This window comes from Serratia quinivorans, from assembly GCF_052113645.1.
Taxonomy (GTDB): domain Bacteria; phylum Pseudomonadota; class Gammaproteobacteria; order Enterobacterales; family Enterobacteriaceae; genus Serratia; species Serratia quinivorans_B.
Genome location: NZ_JBIEIU010000003.1, coordinates 75,892 through 98,435, shown reverse-complemented (window position 1 = coordinate 98,435; position 22,544 = coordinate 75,892). Strand labels below are relative to the sequence as shown.

22 protein-coding genes are annotated in these 22,544 nt (G+C 56.3%); 8 read left to right on the top strand and 14 right to left on the bottom strand.

Going from position 1 to position 22,544, the window contains the following annotated elements; all coding sequences use genetic code 11:
• The first annotated feature begins 137 nt into the window (after positions 1–137).
• Positions 138–1,034, top strand: coding sequence for a LysR substrate-binding domain-containing protein (locus tag ACGS9J_RS07810; protein ID WP_442230391.1), 897 nt, complete (start codon positions 138–140; stop codon positions 1,032–1,034).
• A gap of 189 nt (positions 1,035–1,223) precedes the next feature.
• On the opposite strand, the gene ACGS9J_RS07805 is transcribed toward ACGS9J_RS07810, so the two are convergent.
• The 5 genes from ACGS9J_RS07805 to ACGS9J_RS07785 form a co-directional block, all read right to left on the bottom strand.
• A complete protein-coding gene (locus tag ACGS9J_RS07805) occupies positions 1,224–2,873 on the bottom strand; it encodes a Na+/H+ antiporter (protein WP_442230390.1) in 1,650 nt (549 codons plus the stop codon).
• A 188-nt stretch (positions 2,874–3,061) separates the two neighbouring features.
• A complete protein-coding gene (locus ACGS9J_RS07800; protein WP_442230389.1) occupies positions 3,062–4,423 on the bottom strand; it encodes an NCS2 family permease in 1,362 nt (453 codons plus the stop codon).
• 336 nt (positions 4,424–4,759) lie between these two features.
• Complete coding sequence (locus ACGS9J_RS07795; protein ID WP_442230388.1) at positions 4,760–5,167, bottom strand: VOC family protein; 408 nt, start codon at positions 5,165–5,167, stop codon at positions 4,760–4,762.
• A 47-nt stretch (positions 5,168–5,214) separates the two neighbouring features.
• Positions 5,215–5,883, bottom strand: coding sequence for a glutathione S-transferase family protein (locus ACGS9J_RS07790; protein WP_442230387.1), 669 nt, complete (start codon positions 5,881–5,883; stop codon positions 5,215–5,217).
• On the bottom strand, positions 5,880–6,323 hold the full coding sequence (locus tag ACGS9J_RS07785) for a lipocalin-like domain-containing protein (RefSeq protein ID WP_442230386.1): 444 nt from the start codon (positions 6,321–6,323) through the stop codon (positions 5,880–5,882). Before ACGS9J_RS07785 ends, ACGS9J_RS07790 begins: the two co-directional genes overlap by 4 nt.
• 196 nt (positions 6,324–6,519) lie before the next feature.
• On the opposite strand from ACGS9J_RS07785, the gene bhsA reads away from it, so the two are divergent.
• Complete coding sequence (gene bhsA, locus ACGS9J_RS07780; RefSeq protein WP_442230385.1) at positions 6,520–6,780, top strand: multiple stress resistance protein BhsA; 261 nt, start codon at positions 6,520–6,522, stop codon at positions 6,778–6,780.
• A 56-nt stretch (positions 6,781–6,836) separates the two neighbouring features.
• On the opposite strand, the gene ACGS9J_RS07775 is transcribed toward bhsA, so the two are convergent.
• Positions 6,837–7,754: a LysR family transcriptional regulator gene (locus ACGS9J_RS07775; RefSeq protein WP_442230384.1), complete on the bottom strand. Its 918-nt coding sequence runs from the start codon at positions 7,752–7,754 to the stop codon at positions 6,837–6,839.
• Between the two features lie 130 nt (positions 7,755–7,884).
• Between ACGS9J_RS07775 and ACGS9J_RS07770 the strand changes: the two genes are divergently transcribed.
• Positions 7,885–8,634 carry a 3-oxoacyl-ACP reductase family protein gene (locus ACGS9J_RS07770; RefSeq protein WP_442230383.1) on the top strand — a complete coding sequence of 250 codons (750 nt, stop codon included), beginning with the start codon at positions 7,885–7,887 and terminating at the stop codon, positions 8,632–8,634.
• A gap of 193 nt (positions 8,635–8,827) precedes the next feature.
• On the opposite strand, the gene ACGS9J_RS07765 is transcribed toward ACGS9J_RS07770, so the two are convergent.
• Positions 8,828–9,724, bottom strand: a complete 897-nt coding sequence (locus ACGS9J_RS07765; RefSeq protein WP_442230382.1) for a LysR family transcriptional regulator — start codon at positions 9,722–9,724, stop codon at positions 8,828–8,830.
• Positions 9,725–9,840: 116 nt separating this feature from the next.
• Here ACGS9J_RS07765 and ACGS9J_RS07760 point away from each other — a divergent pair, with 116 nt between their 5' ends.
• Together ACGS9J_RS07760 and ACGS9J_RS07755 are read left to right on the top strand one after the other, a co-directional pair.
• On the top strand, positions 9,841–10,722 hold the full coding sequence (locus ACGS9J_RS07760; RefSeq protein ID WP_442230381.1) for an MBL fold metallo-hydrolase: 882 nt from the start codon (positions 9,841–9,843) through the stop codon (positions 10,720–10,722).
• Between the two features lie 12 nt (positions 10,723–10,734).
• A complete protein-coding gene (locus tag ACGS9J_RS07755; protein ID WP_442230380.1) occupies positions 10,735–11,712 on the top strand; it encodes an alpha/beta hydrolase in 978 nt (325 codons plus the stop codon).
• Between the two features lie 390 nt (positions 11,713–12,102).
• On the opposite strand, the gene ssb1 is transcribed toward ACGS9J_RS07755, so the two are convergent.
• Positions 12,103–12,642 (bottom strand): single-stranded DNA-binding protein SSB1, encoded by a 540-nt coding sequence (gene ssb1, locus ACGS9J_RS07750; protein ID WP_442230379.1) that lies wholly within the window; start codon positions 12,640–12,642, stop codon positions 12,103–12,105.
• Positions 12,643–12,919: 277 nt separating this feature from the next.
• Here ssb1 and uvrA point away from each other — a divergent pair, with 277 nt between their 5' ends.
• On the top strand, positions 12,920–15,751 hold the full coding sequence (uvrA, locus tag ACGS9J_RS07745) for an excinuclease ABC subunit UvrA (protein WP_442230378.1): 2,832 nt from the start codon (positions 12,920–12,922) through the stop codon (positions 15,749–15,751).
• A 223-nt stretch (positions 15,752–15,974) separates the two neighbouring features.
• Entirely contained in the window at positions 15,975–17,027 is a 1,053-nt protein-coding gene (locus ACGS9J_RS07740; protein WP_442230377.1) for an NAD(P)-dependent alcohol dehydrogenase, read from the top strand.
• A 35-nt stretch (positions 17,028–17,062) separates the two neighbouring features.
• Here the strand turns inward: ACGS9J_RS07740 and maa are convergent, their stop codons facing one another.
• The 5 genes from maa to ACGS9J_RS07715 form a co-directional block, all read right to left on the bottom strand.
• The gene (gene maa / locus ACGS9J_RS07735) at positions 17,063–17,620 is read right to left on the bottom strand and encodes a maltose O-acetyltransferase (protein ID WP_442230376.1); all 558 of its coding nucleotides are present in this window, start codon (positions 17,618–17,620) and stop codon (positions 17,063–17,065) included.
• Positions 17,621–17,786: 166 nt separating this feature from the next.
• On the bottom strand, positions 17,787–18,140 hold the full coding sequence (locus tag ACGS9J_RS07730) for an MmcQ/YjbR family DNA-binding protein (protein WP_442230375.1): 354 nt from the start codon (positions 18,138–18,140) through the stop codon (positions 17,787–17,789).
• Positions 18,141–18,144: 4 nt separating this feature from the next.
• Positions 18,145–18,561: a secondary thiamine-phosphate synthase enzyme YjbQ gene (locus tag ACGS9J_RS07725; protein ID WP_442230374.1), complete on the bottom strand. Its 417-nt coding sequence runs from the start codon at positions 18,559–18,561 to the stop codon at positions 18,145–18,147.
• 126 nt (positions 18,562–18,687) lie between these two features.
• Entirely contained in the window at positions 18,688–19,881 is a 1,194-nt protein-coding gene (locus ACGS9J_RS07720; RefSeq protein ID WP_442230373.1) for an amino acid aminotransferase, read from the bottom strand.
• Positions 19,882–19,961: 80 nt separating this feature from the next.
• Positions 19,962–20,429, bottom strand: a complete 468-nt coding sequence (locus ACGS9J_RS07715) for an Lrp/AsnC family transcriptional regulator (RefSeq protein ID WP_012147140.1) — start codon at positions 20,427–20,429, stop codon at positions 19,962–19,964.
• A gap of 214 nt (positions 20,430–20,643) precedes the next feature.
• Between ACGS9J_RS07715 and ACGS9J_RS07710 the strand changes: the two genes are divergently transcribed.
• Complete coding sequence (locus ACGS9J_RS07710) at positions 20,644–21,411, top strand: transporter substrate-binding domain-containing protein (RefSeq protein WP_442230372.1); 768 nt, start codon at positions 20,644–20,646, stop codon at positions 21,409–21,411.
• A 46-nt stretch (positions 21,412–21,457) separates the two neighbouring features.
• Here ACGS9J_RS07710 and alr read toward each other — a convergent pair whose 3' ends face one another.
• The gene (alr, locus tag ACGS9J_RS07705; RefSeq protein ID WP_442230371.1) at positions 21,458–22,537 is read right to left on the bottom strand and encodes an alanine racemase; all 1,080 of its coding nucleotides are present in this window, start codon (positions 22,535–22,537) and stop codon (positions 21,458–21,460) included.
• Positions 22,538–22,544 lie beyond the last annotated feature (7 nt).

Below are 22,544 nucleotides of genomic sequence, written 5' to 3'. Positions count from 1 at the left end.
GAGGAAGGCCTTAAACAAAAAATTCACGGTTTACAGTATACGCAGCCAGGAAACCTCGCCTGAAATGAATTAAAATTATCGACATCATGCCATCAGGGAATAGTTTCCCGACGGTATTTCCCCCAGGAGAATCCAACGTGGATGTCCGCACCCTGCGCTATTTCGTGGAAGTGGTACGCCAGCAGAGCTTTACCCGCGCGGCGGAGAAACTGTTCGTCACCCAACCGACCATCAGCAAAATGCTGCGCCATTTGGAAGAAGAACTGGAATGCACGCTGCTGATCCGCGAAGGCCGAAAACTGCACCTGACCGACAGCGGGCAGGCGGTATATCAGCGCGGGCTGGCGATCATCGATGAGTTCCGTCAGTTGGAGGCCGAACTGGAAGATATCAGCTCGGTAAAAAAAGGCGTGCTGCGGTTGGGAATTCCGCCCATGGTCGGCCGACAAATTGCCGATTTGATCCGTCAGTTTCGCCAGGCCTATCCCGGCATTGAATTGAAAATTTCCGAGTTGGGCGGGCTCTCGGTCGAACAGGCAGTGATGTCCGGCGAGCTGGACCTGGCGATGACCATACTGCCGGTCGATTCAGATCAGCCGTTAACCTTCCTGCCATTGCTCGGGCACCCCATGTGCGTGGTCACGCCGCGTACGCCGCACTGGCTTAACCGTACCAGCATCAATATCGCCGAGTTGGCCCACTGGCCGATCCTGCTTTATAACGAAGACTTCGCGCTGTACAAAATGCTGATGAAAGCCTTCCGCCAGGCGGGTTTTGAGCCGCAGATTGCGGTGCGCAGCGGGCAATGGGATTTTTTGGCGTCGATGGTGCAGGCCGGGGTTGGCATCGCTACCCTGCCGGAGCCAGTCTGCCAGTGGCTGGATAAAGAAAACCTGATCTGGCTGCCGCTGGAGCCACGCATGGAATGGAAGGTCGGGTTGATCTGGCGTCAGGGCAGCTACCTGTCGCACAGCGCCCAGGCCTGGATTGCCTGCTGCCGCGACTATTGGCCGACGGCCGGTAGCCACAAATAACAAGGGCCGCTTCTGCGGCCCTCAGATTATTGACAAAGGGGGATAAAAGCGTGGTTTTTCCCCCTTTGAGTTATCAGCCGAAAATCAATAAATTGATTTTCCTGATTTATTTTCAAAACCTTTGCGCCTGCCGCCAAACATTATATGTTTGTCAGCAGTCTCAGGGCCGCTTCTGCGGCCCTTGGGGGATTATCCTTCGCGCTCTATCAACAGCGCTTCCAGCAGATCGAGGTCGTGCAGCAGCTTTTGCAGCGTCTCGTTGCTGATTTTCTGCGTGGCGCGCAGGTGATAGAGCTCGCCGCGCTCAGCGCGCAGTGCCGTCAGACGGAAACGTCGCTCGAGGTTTTCCAGCATCAGCGCATTTTCGATATCGTCCTTGGTGGTGATGCGCCGCCGCAGCGTCCCCACCACCCGCGAACTGATCTCTTTCAGCACCTGCGGATCGATATTTTCCTCGGTATCGACCGCCAACCGTTCTTCCATTTTGTTGATGCTTTCGATCGCCACTTCGGCCGCCATGGCAATTGCCATCCGCTCTTCGCTCTTGCTGACGCTCTTATCCGCCACCTTAACACCGCGCAGCAACAGCGGCAGTGCCAGTACGCCGGCAATCAACGAAAGCAGGATCACCCCGGCGGCGATAAACACCAGTTGGTAACGCGCCGGGAAGGCGGAACCGTCACTGAGCAACAGCGGTATAGACAGCACACCGGCCAGCGTAATCGCCCCGCGCACTCCGGCGAACGAAGCGACCCAGAGTTCGCGGGTGGTGTAATCGCCGAACTGCAACGGCCGCTTTTTCATAAAGCGACGGCTGGCGTTTTTCATCAGCCACAGCCAGGTAAAACGCAGGACCAATAACGCCGCGTAGATGATCCCGACGTCGGCAAACAGGTACCAGGTCTGAATGGTCGGATCCAGCTCCGCCTGCAGGATGGAGGTTTGCAGGATCCCCGGCAGCTGCAGGCCCAACATGATGAACACCATGCCGTTAAACACAAACTCCAGCATCGCCCAGACGCTGTTGGCGCGCAGACGCATCGCCAGCGGGGCGTTACGGATCACGCCGGACTGACTGATGGTCATCCCCGCGGCTACCGCGGCCAGGATGCCGGAGACACCGATGTGTTCGGCAATCAGATAAGAAGCGAACGGCAACAGCAGCAGGAACACAATTTGCGTCGCCGGGTCATCACCACTCCAGCGGCTCATGATCCGCAACGATTTACTGTAGAGCCAGGTGACCGCTACGCCAGCCAACAGGCCGCCGATCGCCACCTTGAGAAACTCGAGGGTCGCGCCGCCCACGGTAAACACCATGGTGCCCATTGCCACCGCGATGGCGAATTTGAGTGAGACCAGGCCGGACGCATCGTTCATCAGCGCCTCGCCTTCCAGCACGCCCATGATTGGCTTCGGAATACGCCCTTTACCGACAATACCGGACAGGGCCACGGCATCCGTTGGCGACAGCACCGCTGCCAGCGCAAACGCCGCCACCAGAGGAATGCCCGGTACCATGGCGTAAATCAGATAACCGACCCCGACCACGGTGATCAGCACCAATACCAACGCCAGGCCGAGAATTTCACGGCCGTGGTGCAGGAACTCACGCGTTGGGGTTTTCCAGCCATCGGCAAACAGCAACGGCGGGATAAACAGCACCAGGAACAGTTCAGGATCAAAGTCGACGTGTAACCCAAAATGCGGCCAGGCCAACAGGGCACCGATACCGATTTGCATTAACGGCAGCGGCACCTGGAACGGCAACATGCGCGTCACCACCCCGGACAGGGAGACCACCAGGATTAAAATGAGGATTGTAAAAAAGATTTCCATGCTTTCCTTAGACTCTAGGGTTCAGACTACATCTCTGATGTATACCCGATAGTAGATCACTTTTTTTACCTCGGTTAAAGCTTGTTGTGCCTTTCAAAATGCAGCATCGGCAGAAGGAGACTTATCTGAATAAGCAGTGGGGGGCAAACATCCCCCCGCCGGAGCGACGGGGGGAAATAACCAAGCGATTAAATGGCCCAACCGCCGGCATAGAATGCCACCAGCGCCACGGCGATCAGCACGGTGCCAATATTCAGCCGACGCCATTCACCGGAGAAAATACGGCCAATCACCAATGAGCTGAAGCCCAGCATGATACCGGTGACGATATTGCAGGTCAGTACGATAAACACCGCGCACAGCAGGCCGGACATGGCATCCACAAAGTCATTGAAGTCCAACTTGGTGACGTTGCTCAGCATCAACAGGCCGACGTACATCAGCGCCGGTGCGGTCGCGTAAACCGGCACCAAATAAGACAGTGGCGACAGGAACAGGATCAGCAGGAACAACAGACCGACCACGGTCGCAGTCAGGCCGGTTTTACCGCCCGCGGCCGTACCCGCGGCAGATTCGATATATACCGCCGCCGGAGCCGCGCCCACCAGACCAGAGAAAATGCTGCTCAGCGAGTCCGAGGTCAGCGCCTTGCCGCCGTTGATGATTTGCCCGTCTTTATCCAGCAGGTTGGCCTGACCGGCCACCGCACGGATAGTCCCGGTGGCGTCAAACACTGCCGTCATCACCAGCGCCAGCACGCTTGGCAATACCACTGGCTGCAATGCTCCCATGATATCCAGGCTGAAGATCAGCGAATGGCCGTTGGCATCCGCCAGGCTTGGCATGGCGAATAACCCTTGATATTTCACCGCCGGATCAAACAGCAGACCCACCACCGAAATGGTGATGATCACCAGCAGAATACCGCCGGGGACGCGCAGTTTTTCCAGCCCGAAAATCACCGCCAGCCCGAGCAAGGTCATCACCACCGGGAACGAAGTGAATGCCCCCAGCGCCACCGGCAAGCCGTCCAGCGGGTTTTTCACCACCAGGCCGACACCGTTAGCGGCGATCAGCAACAGGAACAGACCGATACCGATGCCGGTACCGTGCGCCACGCCCATCGGCAGGTTGCGCAGGATCCAGGCGCGAATGCCGGTTATCGAGATAATGGTAAAGAGCACGCCCATCAGGAATACCGCACCCAACGCCACCGGAATGCTGATGTGTTGGCCCAGTACCAGGCTGAATGCCGTGAAGGCGGTCAGTGAAATCGCGCAGCCGATGGCCATCGGCAAATTAGCCCACAACCCCATCAGCAACGAGCCTAAACCGGCCACCAGGCAGGTCGCGACAAATACCGCCGTGGGTGGGAAGCCGGCTTTGCCCAGCATGCTCGGCACCACGATCACCGAGTAAACCATTGCCAGGAAAGTGGTTAATCCCGCCACCATTTCCTGACGCACGGTGCTGCCACGCGCAGAAATATTAAAATAACCATCAAGCCCGCCTTTTGGTTTAACGGCGTTATTCGCTTGAGAATTCGACATGTTGCTGTCCCCTGTGTTTCATTGCCAGCCCGTTTCACGAGGCTTGTTATTCCGCCCACCCATGTTCGTTAGGGTAACGTTTGCTTTTTTGCCCATGACTCACGCCGCAAACTGGCGTCGCATAAAAGGCAAACGTTTAACTTTCATTGAGTGGTGCGGGTAATTTATGGTGGTTTATTCAAGGCAAACGATTATCCAGCCTTCTATACCGTCTGATCAACCAGAGATCGCGGCAATTTATGCAGAAAAACGCTGGGATCCATCATTATCGAAAATACGGTATTTGTCTCATAGGTAAATCCGATGGGAACGCCCCCCTTTCGGAGGGCAAAACGGTTACTGAGCCTGCACCGCCTTTTCATCCATGTACATTAATTCCCAGATGTGGCCGTCCAAATCCTGGAAACCGTGTCCGTACATAAACCCGTAATCTTGCGGCTGGTTATAAGTGTTGCCGCCGGCGACGATCGCCTTGCGTACCAGATCGTCCACCGCCGCCCGGTTAGGCTGCGACAGGCATATCAGCACTTCGGTCGCCTTCCTGGCGTCGCCAATCGGGTTCGGGGTGAACATTTTGAATTTGTCGTGGGTCAGCAGCATCACATAGATGCTGTCGCTGACCACCATGCAGGCGGCGGTGTCATCGGTGAACTGTTGATTAAAACTGAAGCCCAGCCGGGTGAAAAACTCAATGGATAGGGGCAGATCGCCCACCGGCAGGTTAACAAAAATTTGCGTAGCCATGGGCTACCTCCGACGAAGAGTGACCTCATCGAGTATAGCCCACCCACTCATTTCAGCAGGTCATAAGGCCCACCCTGCTCCAGTGCCCGCTGGTAGGCAGGACGCGTATGGATGCGCTGCAGATAGCTGCGCAGTTTCGGACAACCGTCCAGTGCGCCACGCGCCGCCAGCGCCTCTAACGGGAAACTCATCTGGATATCCGCCGCGCTGAATTCATTGCCGACAAACCAGGTGCTTTTGCCCAGGTGCTGCTCGAGATAGTCACAGTGCGGGGCGATCTGTTTGTCCAGATACTCCCGCTGCACGCCTTTGCCAATGGCCCCGGCCACCGGCCGTAACAGCCAGGGGATCGGCGGTTGACCCAGTCGGCTAAACACCAGTTTCATCACCAGCAGCGGCATCAGCGATCCTTCGGCATAGTGCAGCCAGTAACGATACTGCTGGCGGGCGTGGTAATCGGTGGGGATAAACTGCCCCTGCGCATCGTAAGCTTCCTGCAGGTATTCAATAATGGCACCGGACTCCGCCAACGTCAGATCACCATCGACAATCACCGGCGACTTGCCGAGCGGATGGATCTTCTTCAACTCCGGCGGCGCCAGCATGGTTTGCGGATCGCGCTGGTAGCGTTGTACCTGGTACGGCACCCCCAGTTCTTCCAAAAACCACAGGATGCGCTGCGAGCGCGAGTTATTCAGATGGTGCACGATAATCATGGGGTTTCTCCAATGCGTTGCCACACCAGTTCGCCAATTTGCACGCCGTTGCCAATTTGCAGCGGTACGGTACGCAAGGTGAGCCTGTCGCCGGCAAAACTGTAGAAGCGAACCTGACGGCTGCCGATCCAGTTGGGGAACGAGCTGCCCTCGACCTGATGGACAATGCGCTGGTCGCTCTCATCCACCTGATAGCGGCCAAAATAGCAAATCATATTGATAAAGGCGGAGCGGATTTCCTGCTCGTTTCCCTGGGAAAAATCATCAGCGACAAAACGCGGCCGCGTAGCACTGTAAAGCTGCGCCGCCATGGTGCCGTTGGTCTCATAATTGATACGCCCCAGCACTTGCTCACCCAGCGGATAGTTAATCTTGCCGTCTTCGTCTTTAAACACGGAAGACTGCAGCGACCAACTACCGATAAATGTATCGATTGCCATCACACTGCCTCCTTTACGGATCCTCATTAAAGGGTAGTGGCGATTTTTCCCGCACGCCAGTTGCTCAAATTTAAATCAATAAATTTGACAGAGATGCTCAAAACTCTCCGATTTTCTCTTTAGGCATACCGGTCTAATATTAACCACATCGAGAGACAACAGCCTCTCACCTAATAAATACCCTGAGGATTGAATCATGAAAAACATCAAAATTTTTGCTACTGCTCTGCTGTTGACTACCGCTTCTTTCGCCAGCGTTGCCGCTGACCAACCTGCTAACCAGCCTGTGGCCGGTGCTCAGAAAATCGGTGTGGTGTCCGTGAGCGGCGCATCTAACCTGAGCGCGCTGGAAAATGAACTGGCCAGCAAAGCCGCAGCATCAGGCGCCAGCTCTTACCGCATCATCTCCGCCGGTGGCCAGAACAAACTGTACGGCACCGCAGAAATCTTTAACTGATCGTCAGACAGTAAACTGATGGAAGAAAGAAGCCTCGCAAGGGGCTTTTCTTGTTTCTAGCGGGCGTCAAACCTGGTTGCCAGCTTCTGCAGGCGGAATTGTTCAGTCATGTAATCGACAAACACCCGGGTTTTAGTCGGCAGGAATTTGGTGGTAGGAAAATACAGGTGCACGCTGCCGCGATCGACATACCAGCCCGACAATACCCGTACCAACCGACCGCTTTCCAAATAAGGCAAAGCGTTCGGCATGGCGATCAGTGCAATACCCAGCCCCATTTCCGCCGCCAGCGCTGCGGCATCCGGTTCATTCACCGTCATTTTGATTTCCATCGACGGCGCTCGCTGTTCATTCTCCGCATTGCGCAGCGGCAGATTACGGATCCGTCCGGTTTGCGGTGAGCGGATAAAAATGCCCGCGTGATCCACCAACTGTTCCGGTTGCCGGATCGGAGGATGCCGCCGCAAATACTCGGTTGAAGCCACCAGGACACCGTGGGCCGGGGCCAGTTCACGCGCAATCATGCCCTGCGCCAGTTCGATGCCGCCCCCCATCGCCGCATCAAAGTGCTCACCGATCAGGTCCACCTTGCGGTTGTCGAAATGCCAGTCAGGGACAATGGCCGGGTAGCGCGCCAGAAAGTCCGGCAACATCGGCATAACAAAATGCAGGCCAAATGCCGTCCCCATACTGACCTTCAGCGTGCCGGCCGCCACGCCACCGCTGCTGCTCAACCCCTTTAATGCGCACTGGATCGACAGCAAACCGCCGCTGACCTCCTGCAAAAAACGTTCACCTTCTTCGGTCAGGGTCAATTTGCGCGTATTACGCTGGAATAACCGCACGCCGACTAGCGTCTCCAGCCTGGTAACGTTCTTTCCTACCGCCGCAGAGCTGATGCCCAGCTTGCGCCCGGCAGCAGAAAAACTGCCGTTCTCTGCGCTGCTGACAAAACATTCCAGATAGCCGAGCATGGTTTTCCCCTGTCGATTTCAAACCTGTGGTTTAAGCTGATTATAGCTTTTTGTGGCTAGTGGCCGCACTGCGTTTCCCAGATACTGGTCCGGTGGATTTTTTAACCTCAGCCTACTCTGGAGAAGCATCATGACAACAACATTCCCTCTGCAAAACAAAGTCGCATTCATTCAGGGCGGTTCACGCGGCATTGGTGCCGCCATCGCCAAACGCCTGGCACGCGAAGGTGCAGCAGTGGCCTTCACTTACGTCTCCTCTGCCGACAAAGCCGATGCCGTGGTCAGTGAAATCACCGCTGCCGGCGGCAAAGCGCTCGCCATCAAGGCCGACAGCGCCGATGCTACGGCCGTGCAGCAGGCAGTGCGCCAGGCAGTAAACAGCTTTGGCAATCTGGATATTCTGGTGAACAACGCCGGGGTGTTTGCGATGGGCAGCACCGAAGAGTTGCCGCTGGAGGATCTGGACCGCACGCTGGCGGTCAACGTACGCAGCGTGTTTGTCGCCAGCCAGGAAGCGGCGCGCCATATGAATGACGGCGGCCGCATCATCAATATTGGCAGCACCAACGCTGAACGTATGCCGTTTGCCGGTGGCGCAGTGTATGCGATGAGCAAATCCGCGCTGGTCGGTTTGACCAAAGGCATGGCGCGCGATCTGGGCCCGCGGGGCATCACCGTCAATAACGTGCAACCCGGCCCGGTGGATACCGATATGAACCCGGCCACCGGGGATTTCGCCGAACAGTTAAAAGCCATGATGGCCATCAGCCGTTACGGCAAAGATGAGGAGATCGCCAGCTTTGTCGCTTACCTCTCCGGCCCGGAGGCGGGGTATATCACCGGTGCCAGCCTGAGCATCGACGGCGGCTTTTCGGCTTAATATCTACTGCAATTGCAATGTCCATACCATCGACACGTTATCAATACGTGTCGATTTTTTCTCATTTTATCGACATATGGCATTTACGCTTTTAAGCATCGACCCAGAATAAATGACGCACGCTCTCGAGATACCCGGGCGCCCCTGCGGGGATCCCATCCCTTGTTTCCCCCTGTTTCCGAGCAGGCCACGTCTAACTTATATCCGTAAATTGTTTCCGCACCCAGTCGGCAAATAACCTGACACGCGGCGCAAGCTGACGATTTTCCGGCCATGCAATATGAACAGGTGACTCATCGACCTTCCACGAATCAAACAGGCTGACAAGCTCGCCTGCTTTCAACGCCTCTTTCACCAGAAAAGCGTAGGTGGTCACAATGCCTAATCCCGCACGTGCCGCACACAGAGCCGCATAAGCGTCATTCACGGATATCTGAAACGGACCTTGGATGGCAAATGATTCGTTATCTTTCACCAGTTGGTGTTCGAAATTTCTGCCGGTCTGTGGTGACCTGATCTGAATCAGGTGAGACTGCAAAAGTTCAACAGGATGTTCAGGTTTACCATTCTTTTCCAGATACCCTGGTGCGGCGCAAACAGCCATAGGCAACGTACCGAGCGACCGTGCTATCAGTGAGTCATCTCGCAGTGAACCTATGCGGATCACGCAATCAATCTGATTTTCGATGAGGTTGCTGGTGCGGTTACCAACGCTGGTGATGATTTGCAGGTCCGGATAGCGGTTCATAAAATCAGCCAGGCGAGGAATGAGCAGGCAGTATGCCAGCGCCCCGGGCATCTCGACCCTGAGCTGCCCGCGCCATGTTGCCCCCGTTGCGGATACGCTGTTATCAAGCCGTTCGGCCTGCATCAGCAAGGCATGAGCCCCTTTGTAATACACTTCTCCTTGTTCCGTCAGGCTAAGCCTGCGCGATGAACGATAGAGTAGTTTTACGCCCAGTTCGTTCTCCAGCGCCTGAATCTGCCGCGTTACCGTTGATTTTGGCAACCCGAGGCTTTCCGCCGCGCGCGTGAAGGCGCCAGTTTCGACTACCTGTATGAAGCTGCGTATTGCAGAAAATTTATCCATCTCAATCCCATTGTTGCTGGATCTGCAACTTAAGTTTGTCTGATGCCCGATTGTTCATCAAGCGTCAAATGACGAAGATGCACCTATCGACAGCAAGTAATCAAAGGGGATGGTATATGAATAATCTTTTAGTCTGGCAAGTGGCCGGTGCAAAAATCACCAAAATTCCAGAGCAACAAAGCAGCGGTATTCCCGCATCGTCCCTGTTTCCGCAATGGGATCGGCAGACGGCATTACCCGTTGCTGAACGCCTTGAGCCGGACGACATAGACATTCAGGCTGAAACGCTGGCGCTCAGCACGCACAGTTGGCTTATTGAAAGAGAGGGCAAGGTCATCATTATTGATACCGCTTCCGGTAATGATAAAAACCGTCCGGGCAACCCTAAATTTCATCAGATGAAAAGTGGCTGGCTACATGCGCTGAGAAGTGCAGGCATTACGCCTGAGCAGGTAGATGCGGTGGTATTAACGCATCTTCATGTTGATCATGTTGGCTGGAACACAATTTATTCTGATGGCGAGTGGATACCTACATTCCCTAATGCCCGTTACTACTTCTCGGCCAAGGAGTACACATTTTATAAGAACCCGGCAAATGTCATGCAGCCGAGCATGGGTGCGCTGGAGGACAGTGTTCTCCCGGTCGTCGCGTCAGGGCAGGCTGTATTTATAGATAATCATGCGACAGAGGTTTTCCCCGGCCTGCACATTCACAGAACTCCGGGGCACAGTGTGGATCATCTCGCCTTTAGTCTGTCTCATGCAGGACAAACGGCACTGTTCTGGGGAGATATTGCGCATAGTCCGTTACAGGTTTCTCTGCCGCAGTGGAACAGCTGCTACTGCGAATCTCCCGACGCCGCGCAGCAATCCCGTATGGATATGCTGAATTATGCCGCAGAGACCGGCGCGCTGGTTTTCACCACGCACTTTCCGGACAGCTCGGTCGGAAAGGTTATCTCCCTGGAAGGTCAATTGAACTGGCAGCACGCATAACCGGAGAACAACATGTCATATTCAACGCAGTTATTCAGCGAGACATTTGCTATCGACTCGGATACCGCAGGCATTAAATTGTGGCTGCGTCATCGGCGACCAGCTGAGAAAACCGTATTCGACGCAGCGCATACAGTGCTCCTGATGCACGGTGCGACCTATTCATCAGGAAGCCTGTTTGACACGCAGATTGAGGACGGATCCTTTCTGGATTACCTCGCCGCAGCCGATATGGACGTCTGGGCCGTTGATGTGCGCGGATACGGGGGTTCCTCCAGGATGGCCTCATTTAATGCACCCGCTCTTGAAAACCCACCTTCCGGCTGCGCGGCTGTAGCGGCAGGCGACCTGGGGAGCGCCGTTGATTTCATTCTGAAGCGACAAAATCTCACGCAGCTTAATATCATTGGTATGTCTTGGGGTGGAACGGTATCAGCACTCTACACCACGCTTAATGCCGATAAAGTGCGTCGTCTGACGCTGATCGCCCCGCAATGGCTTCAGGAAGGCAAGCCTGCTATCGACCCTGGCGGTGAGATTGGGGCATGGCGGGAGATTGACATCGATTCCATCGAAGCCCGCTGGCTCAGAGGGGTGCCTGAAGATAAAAAAAATGACTTAATCCCCCCCGGAGGATTCAGCCAGTGGGCCACACAAACGCTTTCTGACGAGCCTGATTTACAGTTAAAGGCGCAACGAAAAATTCGTGCAAGCACGGGTCCGATTCAGGATTCCAGGACCTATTGGTCAAAACATGTTCCGGTTTACGATCCGGCAGATATCCGGGTCCCTGTGCTTCTCTTGCACGGCGAATGGGATCAGGATGTCCCTGTTAATGCCGCCCTGAACTGGTACCTGCGCGTTACTGGGGCGCCCTGGAAGCGCTGGGTAGAAATTGGTGAGGCCACACACATGATGGTGCTGGAGAAAAATCGCCGGCAGGTATTTGCACTGGCTCGCAATTTTATCGCAATGGCACTTAACTGCTGACAAACCCTTTCATCACTGCCAACAGCCCCCCAGAAAACACCAATAAGAAAGCCCAAATAGGGTCTGCATCTCACTCGGTTGCATGACCAACTTTTGGGTACAGTCCATTGTGATGATCTGGGCGTGGATGAGTACCGCTCCGGCGCTGGCCAGCGAAACCGTGTCAACGCTATTTAGGACGGGTCATCATCAAACTAGAAGCCCCTTTCGGGGCTTCAGACTGCTGACAAAGCCCGTTATTAGGGAGAGCGTGCCGAAGGGGTCGTAGCGGCTTGTCCGCCGGAGCGCCCCTCGGTGCGCTAGGCCCGGGTATCTCGGGTTCAAAGACAACTTTATCATCAAACTAAAAGCCCCTTTCGGGGCTTTTTATTGGTTTCAGACAACCTGATATCAGAAAGGAATATCGTCGTCGAAATCCATTGGCGGTTCGTTGCTGCTGGCAGCCGGTGCGCTGTTCTGCGCTGGGCGAGCCTGCTGCTGGCCACCGCTGAACTGGTTGCCGCCTTGTGGCTGCTGAGGTTGACCCCAACCGCCCTGGCCGCCGGAAGCCTGGCCACCGCCTGCAGGTGCGCCGCCGCCTTGACGGCCGCCCAGCATTTGCATGGTGCCACCAACGTTAACCACCACTTCAGTGGTGTATTTTTCTACGCCAGCCTGATCGGTCCATTTGCGGGTCTGCAGAGCGCCCTCGATGTACACCTGGGAACCTTTACGCAGATATTCGCCCGCCACTTCAGCCAGCTTGCCGAACAGCACAACGCGGTGCCACTCGGTCTTTTCTTTCTGCTCGCCAGTCGCCTTGTCACGCCAGCTTTCGGAGGTTGCCAGGGTAATGTTGGCCACTGCACCGCCATTCGGCATGTAACGGACTTCTGGGTCTTGGCCCAGATTCCCGACCAGAATTACTTTGTTTACGCCTCTGCTGGCCATGAGAACTCTCCTGATGATTGATTTTTACACAGTATAAACGAGTAAGTTTAACACGCTGAGCCCGAAACGACACCCGTGTTGATTACTGCGTATTGTATTCCAGAATAGTCCTTTCGATCGACCTGATTGCATTCGTGTACTGGATATTCATTCAGGTTTTTTTGTGTCATAATTATGCGTTTCGTACTGGCTGTGCCGGTTTTTTGCGCGTTCGATCACATAATCGTGCGTAAATCACCCAGACAGGCGCGGTGTATCATCAAGACGGGAAGTGTAAATGGACAATATCGAAGTTCGTGGTGCTCGAACCCATAATCTCAAAAACATCAACCTGATTATCCCGCGTGACAAGCTGATTGTCGTCACCGGTCTGTCCGGTTCAGGCAAGTCCTCACTGGCCTTTGATACCCTGTATGCCGAAGGGCAGCGTCGCTACGTCGAATCGCTCTCCGCCTATGCACGCCAGTTCCTTTCGCTGATGGAAAAACCGGACGTCGACCACATTGAAGGTCTGTCACCGGCGATCTCCATCGAGCAGAAATCGACCTCGCATAACCCGCGATCCACGGTCGGCACCATCACCGAGATCCACGATTACCTGCGCCTGCTGTTTGCCCGCGTCGGCGAACCGCGCTGCCCGGAGCACCATGTCGAACTGGCGGCGCAGACCGTCAGCCAGATGGTGGACAACGTGCTCAGCCAGCCGGAAGGCAAACGCCTGATGCTGCTGGCACCGGTGGTGAAAGACCGCAAGGGCGAGCACACCAAAACGCTGGAAAACCTGGCGAGTCAGGGCTATATCCGTGCGCGTATCGACGGCGAAGTGTGCGATCTTTCCGATCCGCCGAAGCTGGAATTGCAGAAGAAGCACACCATCGAAGTGGTGGTCGATCGTTTTAAAGTTCGCGAAGATCTGTCGCAGCGCCTGGCAGAATCCTTCGAGACTGCGCTGGAGTTGTCCGGCGGTACCGCCGTTGTGGCCGATATGGACGACGAAAAAGCAGATGAGCTGCTGTTCTCCGCCAACTTCGCCTGTCCAATCTGCGGCTACAGCATGCGCGAACTGGAACCACGCCTGTTCTCGTTCAACAACCCGGCCGGCGCCTGCCCGACCTGCGACGGTTTGGGCGTGCAACAATTCTTCGATCCGGAACGTGTGGTGCAGAACCCCGAGCTTTCACTGGCCGGTGGCGCAATCCGCGGTTGGGATCGTCGCAACTTCTATTATTTCCAAATGCTGCGTTCGCTGGCAGAGCATTATGCGTTTGACGTTGAAGCCCCCTTCAACAGCCTGGACGCCAACGTGCAAAAAGCGGTGCTCAGCGGCTCCGGCAAAGAGTCTATCGAATTCAAATACATCAACGATCGCGGTGACACCACCGTGCGCCGCCATCCGTTCGAAGGCGTGCTGCACAACATGGAGCGCCGCTATAAAGAAACCGAATCCAGCGCGGTGCGGGAAGAGCTGGCGAAGTTTATCAGCAACCGTCCTTGCGCCTCGTGCCACGGCACCCGCCTGCGCGAGGAAGCGCGTAACGTGTTCGTTGAAGACACCACGCTGCCGGAAATTTCCGATCTGAGCATCGGCCACGCGATGACCTTCTTCCAGAACATGAAGCTCAGCGGCCAGCGTGCCCAAATCGCCGAGAAAGTGCTGAAAGAGATTGGCGATCGCCTGAAGTTCCTGGTCAACGTTGGCCTGAACTACCTGTCGCTGTCACGCTCGGCGGAAACCCTGTCCGGCGGTGAGGCGCAGCGTATCCGTTTGGCTAGCCAAATTGGTGCCGGTCTGGTGGGCGTGATGTACGTGCTGGATGAGCCGTCAATCGGCCTGCATCAGCGCGACAACGAGCGTCTGTTGGAAACCCTGATCCACCTGCGTAACCTCGGCAATACCGTGATCGTGGTCGAGCATGACGAAGACGCCATCCGCGCCGCCGACCATGTGATCGACATCGGCCCTGGGGCCGGCGTGCACGGCGGCCAGGTGGTGGCGGAAGGCACCGTCGAAGACATTATGGCGCAGCCGGAGTCATTGACCGGCCAGTTCCTCAGCGGCAAACGCGAGATTGCCATTCCTGAGCAGCGCGTGCCGGCCGACCCGACCAAGGTGCTGAAACTGAGCGGTGCGCGTGGCAACAACCTGAAAGACGTGACGCTGACGCTGCCGGTGGGGCTGTTTACCTGCATTACCGGGGTATCCGGTTCGGGTAAATCCACGCTGATCAACGACACGCTGTTCCCGATCGCCCAGCGCCAGCTCAACGGTGCCACTATTGCCGAACCGGCGCCGTTCCGCGAAGTGACCGGTCTGGAGCATTTCGACAAGGTGATCGACATCGATCAAAGCCCGATCGGTCGTACTCCGCGTTCCAACCCGGCGACCTACACCGGTATCTTCACCCCGGTGCGCGAACTGTTCGCCGGCGTGCCGGAATCGCGCAGCCGTGGCTACAATCCGGGCCGTTTCAGCTTTAACGTGAAGGGCGGTCGTTGCGAAGCCTGCCAGGGTGACGGTGTGATCAAGGTGGAAATGCACTTCCTGCCGGATATCTATGTGCCGTGCGATCACTGCAAAGGCAAACGCTATAACCGTGAAACGCTGGAAGTGAAGTACAAAGGCAAAAGCATTCACGAAGTGCTGGAAATGACCATCGAAGAGGCTCGTGATTTCTTCGACGCGGTCCCGGCATTGGCGCGCAAGCTGCAAACCCTGATGGAAGTCGGCCTGTCGTACATCCGTCTCGGTCAGTCGGCGACCACGCTGTCCGGCGGTGAGGCGCAACGCGTCAAGCTGGCTCGCGAGCTGTCGAAACGCGGTACTGGCCAGACGCTGTATATCCTGGATGAACCGACCACCGGTCTGCACTTCGCCGATATCCAGCAACTGCTGGCGGTGCTGCATCAACTGCGCGATCAGGGCAATACCATCGTGGTGATTGAGCACAACCTGGACGTGGTGAAAACCGCTGACTGGATTGTCGACCTGGGGCCGGAAGGCGGCAGCGGCGGCGGTGAGATCCTGGTTGCCGGTACGCCGGAAACCGTGGCCAACTGCGAGGCTTCGCATACCGCGCGCTTCCTCAAGCCGTTACTGAAGAAGAAATAACCCCTGCCCGGCGGGCCGTTCCTGTAGCGGCCCGCTCTCTTATCCGTTTCGGTCAAATTGAACAGAAACAGGCAAGATTTAGACATTTTCAGGCATTTCCCTCCCCGCCCCCAGCTTTTATCATCAATGTTCCCTCTGTGGTCCTTTGCCGTATTCAGGCCACGTCCACCGGCACCCCGCTGCCGGAAGCCGTTCCCCCCACTCATTGATGACTGGAGTTACCATGAACATTACGCACGCCTATGCCGCGCATGACGCCAAGTCAGCGCTAGTTCCTTTTGATTACACACCGCGCGCCCTGCGCGACCACGATGTGCAAATCAACGTTCTGTTCTGTGGCGTCTGCCATTCTGATTTGCATCAGGCCCGCAACGAATGGAACAACACCCTTTTCCCGGTGGTACCAGGCCACGAGATTGTTGGCCGCGTGAGCGCCGTCGGCAACCACGTTTCACGCTATCAGGTCGGCGATTTGGTCGGCGTGGGCTGTATGGTGGACTCCTGCCGCCATTGCCCAAGCTGCGACGAGGGGCTGGAGCAATACTGTGAAAACGGCTTTACCGGCACCTATAACGGTGAAGATCGGCAAACCGGCGCCATCACCTACGGCGGCTACTCCACCGCTATGGTCGTGGATCAGGACTTTGTGCTGCGCGTACCGGAAAACCTCGATCCTGCCGGTGTAGCGCCGTTGCTGTGCGCCGGCATCACTACCTATTCCCCGCTGCGCCAATGGGGTGCCGGCCCGGGTAAAAAGGTGGGCATCGTCGGTCTCGGCGGGCTGGGGCATATGGGCGTCAAATTGGCCCGGGCGATGGGGGCACATGTGGTGCTGTTCACCACCTCCGCGTCCAAAGTCGAAGACGCCAAACGCCTCGGCGCTCACGAAGTGGTGATCTCACGTAATCCGGAAGAAATGGCGCAGCACACCAACAGTTTCGATTTTATTCTTAACACGGTGGCGGCCCAGCACGATCTGAACCCGTTCCTTAACCTGCTGCACCGTGACGGCACCCTGACGCTGGTTGGCGCACCGGAACACGACCATCCGTCACCGCAGGTGTTCAACCTGATCATGAAACGCCGCCGCATCGCCGGTTCGCTGATCGGCGGCATTGCAGAAACCCAGGAGATGCTGGATTTCTGCGGTCAGCACGGCATTACCTCGGATATCGAACTGATCCCGATGCAGCAAATCAATGAAGCCTATGAGCGGATGCTGAAAAGCGACGTGAAATACCGTTTCGTGGTGGATATCGACTCGCTGCGAGCCTAAGTCCCTCGGGCGCCCACCGCGGCGCCCGATTTTTATTACAGCTGCTTTATCACCCGTGCCGGGTTGCCGCCGACCACGCAGTTGGCCGGTACGTCTTTGGTCACTACCGCACCGGAAGCCACGACTACGTTATCCCCCAGCGTGACGCCCGGGTTAATCACCGCACGGCCGCCAATCCATACATTATTGCCAATGCGCACCGGCTTGCCGAACTCTGCCCCGCCAACACGGGTTTCCGCATCCAGCGGATGAGTGGCGGTGTAGATATGTACCCCAGGCGCCAACATGCAGTTATCACCGATATGCACTTCGCACACGTCGAGGATCACGCAGTCAAAATTGGCGTAAAAATTCTTCCCCAGAAAGATGTTGTAGCCGTAATCACAACGAAACGTCGGCTCGATCGTCCCCCCCTGATACTGTCCCAGTAGCTCAGCCAGCCACTGTTTACGCAGGTCGCCCTCATCCGGTGACGAATGGTTGTAATGGTGCACTAACTGACGTGCATGCTTGCGCTCGCTACGCAGCAGTTCATCACCGGCGTCATACAATTCACCGGCAATCATCTTGCGTTTTTCTTCACTCATCGCCATGTCGCGGCATCCTTTAGTCTTGCGGCTTATTGATTAAAAAGCCTAGTCTTTCCTGGCCGACAATGAAACGGGAACGTTCCCATTATCGAATCACGATCACAATTTGACGGGAAAAGAGGGGGGAGTAAACTTAGGACTCAGGCAGGCGATACACCTGCCTCTATGGCTAAGCGCGCAGCTCCTGCCGCACATGGTCGGGTAACCCTTCCAGCACCAGCTGATAGGAGCTGTCGATCAAAGTGTAAAACTGTGAGTTCGGCAAATTGCCGTCGAGGAACACCGTGTTCCAGTGCGCCTTGTTCAGGCCCGCACAGGGGACGATTTCCGGGTGGTGCTCACGCAGGCTCTCCGCCAGTTCCGGGCTGGATTTTACCGCCAATGCAGGCCGCCCCTGGACCTCGCATACCATGGCGAACATCACGTCGCCGACCTTGATCTGGCTGGCCTGCCACTGGTTCTGGTCGCTCTGTTCCGCGCCCGGCTTCGCCATGCAGTATTCCAGCAGTGCTGTGTTATTCATTGGGTTATTCCCCCTGTAAAGTGGCCACAACCCGGCGTGAACCGCCGTGGATGCGGTGCTCCCCCAGCCAAATTCCCTGCCATGTGCCCAGCATCAGCCGCCCGTGCCCGACAGGCAGCGTCACAGACGTGCCCAACAGAGAGGATTTGATGTGCGCCGGCATGTCGTCCGGCCCTTCATAGTCATGCTGATAGGGTGCGTTCTCTGGCACCTGACGCAGGAAATGCTGCTCCATGTCGGCTCGCACCGTAGGATCGCAGTTCTCGTTCAGCGTCAGCGAGGCCGAGGTATGCTGCAATAACAGATGCAGCAGGCCAGTTTGCAGGCGGTGCAAGTGAGTTAGCTGGTCGGTAATCTCTTCGGTAACCAGATGAAAACCACGCGCTTTTGCGCTGAGGATTAGCGTTTGCTGATGCCACATAAGTGAGCGCCCCTCAATCAGTATATTCTCTATCCAGTTTGCGGCAACTTTGGCGGCAAACCGACAACAAAAAAGGAGCGATATCGCTATCGCTCCCTGGCTAACGTCACTTTACCCTAACAGTTTTTACTGCACCGCAGCAAACGCCTCGGCCACCTGATGCACATTGTGGTGATTCAGGCCGGCCATGCAAACGCGCCCGCTGTGGATCAGGTACACACCGAACTCGTCACGCAGGCGATCGACCTGGGCGGCGCTGAAGCCGGTGTAGCTGAACATGCCGCGCTGTGCCAGCAGATAATCGAAGTTACGCTGCGGCAATGCGATTTTCAGCGCTTCCACCAGCGTTTTACGCATCTCGAGGATACGGGTACGCATGGTTTCCACTTCCGCCAGCCACTGGGCTTTCAGTTGGGTGTCGTTCAGCACCTTCGCCACTACCTGCGCACCGAAGTTCGGCGGGCTGGAGTAGTTGCGACGTACCGTGGCCTTTAGCTGCCCCAGCACACGTCCGGCCGCTTCTTCGCTTTCACACACCACCGACAGGCCGCCGACGCGTTCGCCGTACAGCGAGAATATTTTCGAGAACGAGTTGCTCACCAGGCAAGGCAACCCGGCCGCGGCGATAGTGCGGATAGCATAGGCGTCGTCGGCAATGCCGCCGCCAAAGCCCTGATAGGCGATATCGAGGAACGGGATCAGTTCGCGTTCGGCGATCACTTTAACCACTTCATCCCACTGGGCATGGGTGAGGTCGGAACCGGTCGGGTTATGACAGCACGGATGCAGCAGCGCGATGCTGTGCTTCGGCAGCTGTTTCAACGCGCTCAGCATGGCGTCAAACTTCACGCCCAGGCTTTCACTGTCGAAGTACGGATAGGTATTCACCTTGAAACCGGCGCCACCAAAGATGGCCACGTGGTTTTCCCAGGTCGGATCGCTGACCCACACCTGTGAATCCGGGAAGTAACTTTTCAGGAAATCGGCACCGACTTTCAGCGCACCGGAACCGCCCACGGTTTGAATGGTGGCGATGCGCCCCTGTTGCAGCATCGGGTGCTCGGTACCGAACAGCAAATGTTGGATCGCCGTGCGGTAAGGCAGCAGGCCTTCCATCGGCAGGTACACCGAAGCGCCCTGATCCACGCTGTTGAGCTGCGCTTCTGCTGCGGCCACTGCCTTCATCTGCGGGATAATGCCCTGCTCATCATAGTAAAGGCCGATACTCAGGTTAACCTTGTGCGCACGTGAGTCTTTTTTGAATTTTTCCATCAGCGACAGGATCGGGTCACCTGCGTAGGCATCAACATTCTGGAACACGGATTATTCTCCTGGATTATTGTGAGTAGGCACAGCTTTACGTCCCTAATATAGACGGAAAAGGTCGTTCGGTTTGAGCTTTATCTCGCAACCGGCAACAAACCATTTTCCTTGATTCGGTTGAGCACCACCGCCGTTTTGATATGCGCCACGCTTTTGTGGCGGGACAGCGTCTGGCTGATGAAATCGTCCAGCGCCGGCAGGTCTGCCACGGCGACCTTCAGCAAGTAATCAGCATCGCCGGTGGTTTTGTAGGCGTCAAGAATGGCGTCAACTTCTTCCAGCATCTGGTGGAAACTGTCGATCTGCTCCTGAGCATGGTGAGTCAGGCTCACTTCTATCAGCCCCACCAGCCCAAGACCGACGGCCTCCGGTGCCAGTCGCGCATGATAACCGCGGATCAGTTGCGCCTGCTCCAGGCTGATGCGCCGCCGTGAACACTGGGAAGCGGACAGCCCCACCAGATCGCTCAGCTCCTGATTGGTCAGCCGCCCATTGGCCTGTAACAGCGTCAGGATTTTCATATCAAAATCGTCAATGTTGTACATAGCCACCTGTAAACTGTGTTAATAAATGTTGACGTTACAGCCTATCAGTTTTTTGACTGTGGATACCCTTCCCCCACAGAGGTTGTGAAGCGCGCAGCAGCAATGCCGAACGTTTCCGCCTGCTAATGGCATAAAAAGTGGGTAACTCGCGCAAGTCAGCAACAATGAACGGTTAAATAGCGCATAAAACCACGAATGTATAATAAGGACACCGATGAAAAGAATACTCCCTCTCGCACTGCTGGTGGCCGCCGGGAGCGCCAGCGCTCAATCGCATTTGGATAAGGTGATACAACAAGGCACGCTGGAAGTGTGTACCACCGGCGATTACAAGCCCTATACCTTCCTGAAAGAAGACGGCAGCTACGAAGGCATCGATATCGCGATGGCAGAATCACTGGCAAAAAGCCTGGGCGCCAAGGTGAAATGGGTGAAAACCAGTTGGAAAACCCTGACGCCGGACTTTGTCGCGGGCAAATGCGACATCGCCATGGGCGGCATCTCCGTCACGCTGCAACGGCAAAGGCAGGTGTTCTTCGCCGATCAGTTGGATACCGACGGCAAGATCCCGTTAGTACGCTGCACCGACGTGAAGAAATACCGCACCATCGACCAGATCAACAAAGCGTCCGTGCGCCTGCTTGAGCCGGCGGGCGGGACCAACGAAGCCTTTGTGCACGCCTATCTGCCCAAGGCAAAGCTGACGTTGACCCATGATAACGTAGGTATTTTCCAGCAGTTGGTCGATAAGAAAGCCGATGTGATGATCACCGATGCCTCCGAGGCGCTGTATCAGCAAAAACGCTATCCGAAGCTGTGCGCGGTCAACCCGAAAAAACCGATGCAGTACGGCGAGAAGGCCTACATGTTGCCGCGTGATGATTTGAGCTGGAAGCTGTATGTGGATCAATGGCTGCACCTGGCCAAGGCGACCGGTGAGTATCAGAGCATTATCGATCAGTGGTTGGCGGTGAAGAAGTAACGCCGTCATGCTCGAGGGGACGGCAGGCTGCCGGCCCCTCAATAGGCTAATCGCCGATATATTCCATCGCCACGCGTTGCGTCAGCTTGGTAATCAGTTCATAAGCGCTGATGCCGGTGCAATCGGCGATGCGTTCAACCGGCAACGCTCGCCCCCACAACACCACCTCATCGCCGACCTTGTCGGTCGCGTCCGGCCCCAGATCGACTGACATCATGTCCATCGATACCCGGCCCACTATCGGTACTTCACGGCCGTTGAGCCACACCGGAGTGCCGGAGGGCGCGCTACGCGGGTAACCGTCGCCGTATCCCATCGCCACCACGCCCAGACGGGTATCACCTTCGCTGACCCAGGTGCCGCCGTAGCCTACGGACTCACCGGCCTTGTGCTCACGCACCGCGATCAGATTGGACTTCAACGTCATGGCCGGTTGCAGTTCAAACTGGCTGCCGTTGGAAGCCTCCATTGGTGAGACGCCGTACAGGATAATACCCGGGCGCACCCAGTCGTTGTGCGCATCCGGCCACAGCAAGGTGCCACCGGAGGCGGCAATAGAACGCTGGCCCGGTTTGCCGCGGGCAAACTGTTCAAAACACTGCATTTGCTTGAGCGTGGCGTCAGAACCCGGTTCATCGGCACGGCTGAAATGGCTCATGATATTGACCGGCTGTACCACATTGCGGCAGGCGCTCAGACGCTGATAAAACGCCTCGGCATGCTCAGGGCGCACACCCAGGCGATGCATGCCGGTATCCAACTTCATCCACACCGGCACCGGTCGCGCCAGGTTGGCCTGCTCCAGCGCTTCGAGCTGTTCGATGCTGTGCACTGCGGTTTCGATGTTATTGGCCACCAACACCGGCAGATCTTCGGCGGAGAAAAAGCCTTCCAGCATCAGGATCGGTTTAACGATGCCGCCGGAACGCAGCATCAGCGCCTCGCCAATGCGCGCCACGCCGTAGCAGTCGGCATCTTGCAGGGTGTGAGCTGTTTCCAGCAGGCCATGTCCATAAGCGTTTGCTTTCACAACGGCAATCAGGCGACTTTGTGGCGCCTGACGGCGCACCTGTTGCAGATTATGTCGCAGAGCGCGGCGGTCGATTACAGCGGTTGCCGCTTTCATTTCAGTT

Bases quoted from the DNA above. Each gene is read 5' to 3' on its own strand.
- ACGS9J_RS07805 (WP_442230390.1), bottom strand. From the start codon at position 2,873: ATGGAAATCTTTTTTACAATCCTCATTTTAATCCTGGTGGTCTCCCTG.
- ACGS9J_RS07800 (WP_442230389.1), bottom strand. From the start codon at position 4,423: ATGTCGAATTCTCAAGCGAATAACGCCGTTAAACCAAAAGGCGGGCTT.
- ACGS9J_RS07795 (WP_442230388.1), bottom strand. From the start codon at position 5,167: ATGGCTACGCAAATTTTTGTTAACCTGCCGGTGGGCGATCTGCCCCTA.
- ACGS9J_RS07790 (WP_442230387.1), bottom strand. From the start codon at position 5,883: ATGATTATCGTGCACCATCTGAATAACTCGCGCTCGCAGCGCATCCTG.
- ACGS9J_RS07785 (WP_442230386.1), bottom strand. From the start codon at position 6,323: ATGGCAATCGATACATTTATCGGTAGTTGGTCGCTGCAGTCTTCCGTG.
- bhsA (WP_442230385.1), top strand. From the start codon at position 6,520: ATGAAAAACATCAAAATTTTTGCTACTGCTCTGCTGTTGACTACCGCT.
- ACGS9J_RS07775 (WP_442230384.1), bottom strand. From the start codon at position 7,754: ATGCTCGGCTATCTGGAATGTTTTGTCAGCAGCGCAGAGAACGGCAGT.
- ACGS9J_RS07770 (WP_442230383.1), top strand. From the start codon at position 7,885: ATGACAACAACATTCCCTCTGCAAAACAAAGTCGCATTCATTCAGGGC.
- ACGS9J_RS07765 (WP_442230382.1), bottom strand. From the start codon at position 9,724: ATGGATAAATTTTCTGCAATACGCAGCTTCATACAGGTAGTCGAAACT.
- ACGS9J_RS07760 (WP_442230381.1), top strand. From the start codon at position 9,841: ATGAATAATCTTTTAGTCTGGCAAGTGGCCGGTGCAAAAATCACCAAA.
- ACGS9J_RS07755 (WP_442230380.1), top strand. From the start codon at position 10,735: ATGTCATATTCAACGCAGTTATTCAGCGAGACATTTGCTATCGACTCG.
- ssb1 (WP_442230379.1), bottom strand. From the start codon at position 12,642: ATGGCCAGCAGAGGCGTAAACAAAGTAATTCTGGTCGGGAATCTGGGC.
- uvrA (WP_442230378.1), top strand. From the start codon at position 12,920: ATGGACAATATCGAAGTTCGTGGTGCTCGAACCCATAATCTCAAAAAC.
- ACGS9J_RS07740 (WP_442230377.1), top strand. From the start codon at position 15,975: ATGAACATTACGCACGCCTATGCCGCGCATGACGCCAAGTCAGCGCTA.
- maa (WP_442230376.1), bottom strand. From the start codon at position 17,620: ATGGCGATGAGTGAAGAAAAACGCAAGATGATTGCCGGTGAATTGTAT.
- ACGS9J_RS07730 (WP_442230375.1), bottom strand. From the start codon at position 18,140: ATGAATAACACAGCACTGCTGGAATACTGCATGGCGAAGCCGGGCGCG.
- ACGS9J_RS07725 (WP_442230374.1), bottom strand. From the start codon at position 18,561: ATGTGGCATCAGCAAACGCTAATCCTCAGCGCAAAAGCGCGTGGTTTT.
- ACGS9J_RS07715 (WP_012147140.1), bottom strand. From the start codon at position 20,429: ATGTACAACATTGACGATTTTGATATGAAAATCCTGACGCTGTTACAG.
- ACGS9J_RS07710 (WP_442230372.1), top strand. From the start codon at position 20,644: ATGAAAAGAATACTCCCTCTCGCACTGCTGGTGGCCGCCGGGAGCGCC.
- alr (WP_442230371.1), bottom strand. From the start codon at position 22,537: ATGAAAGCGGCAACCGCTGTAATCGACCGCCGCGCTCTGCGACATAAT.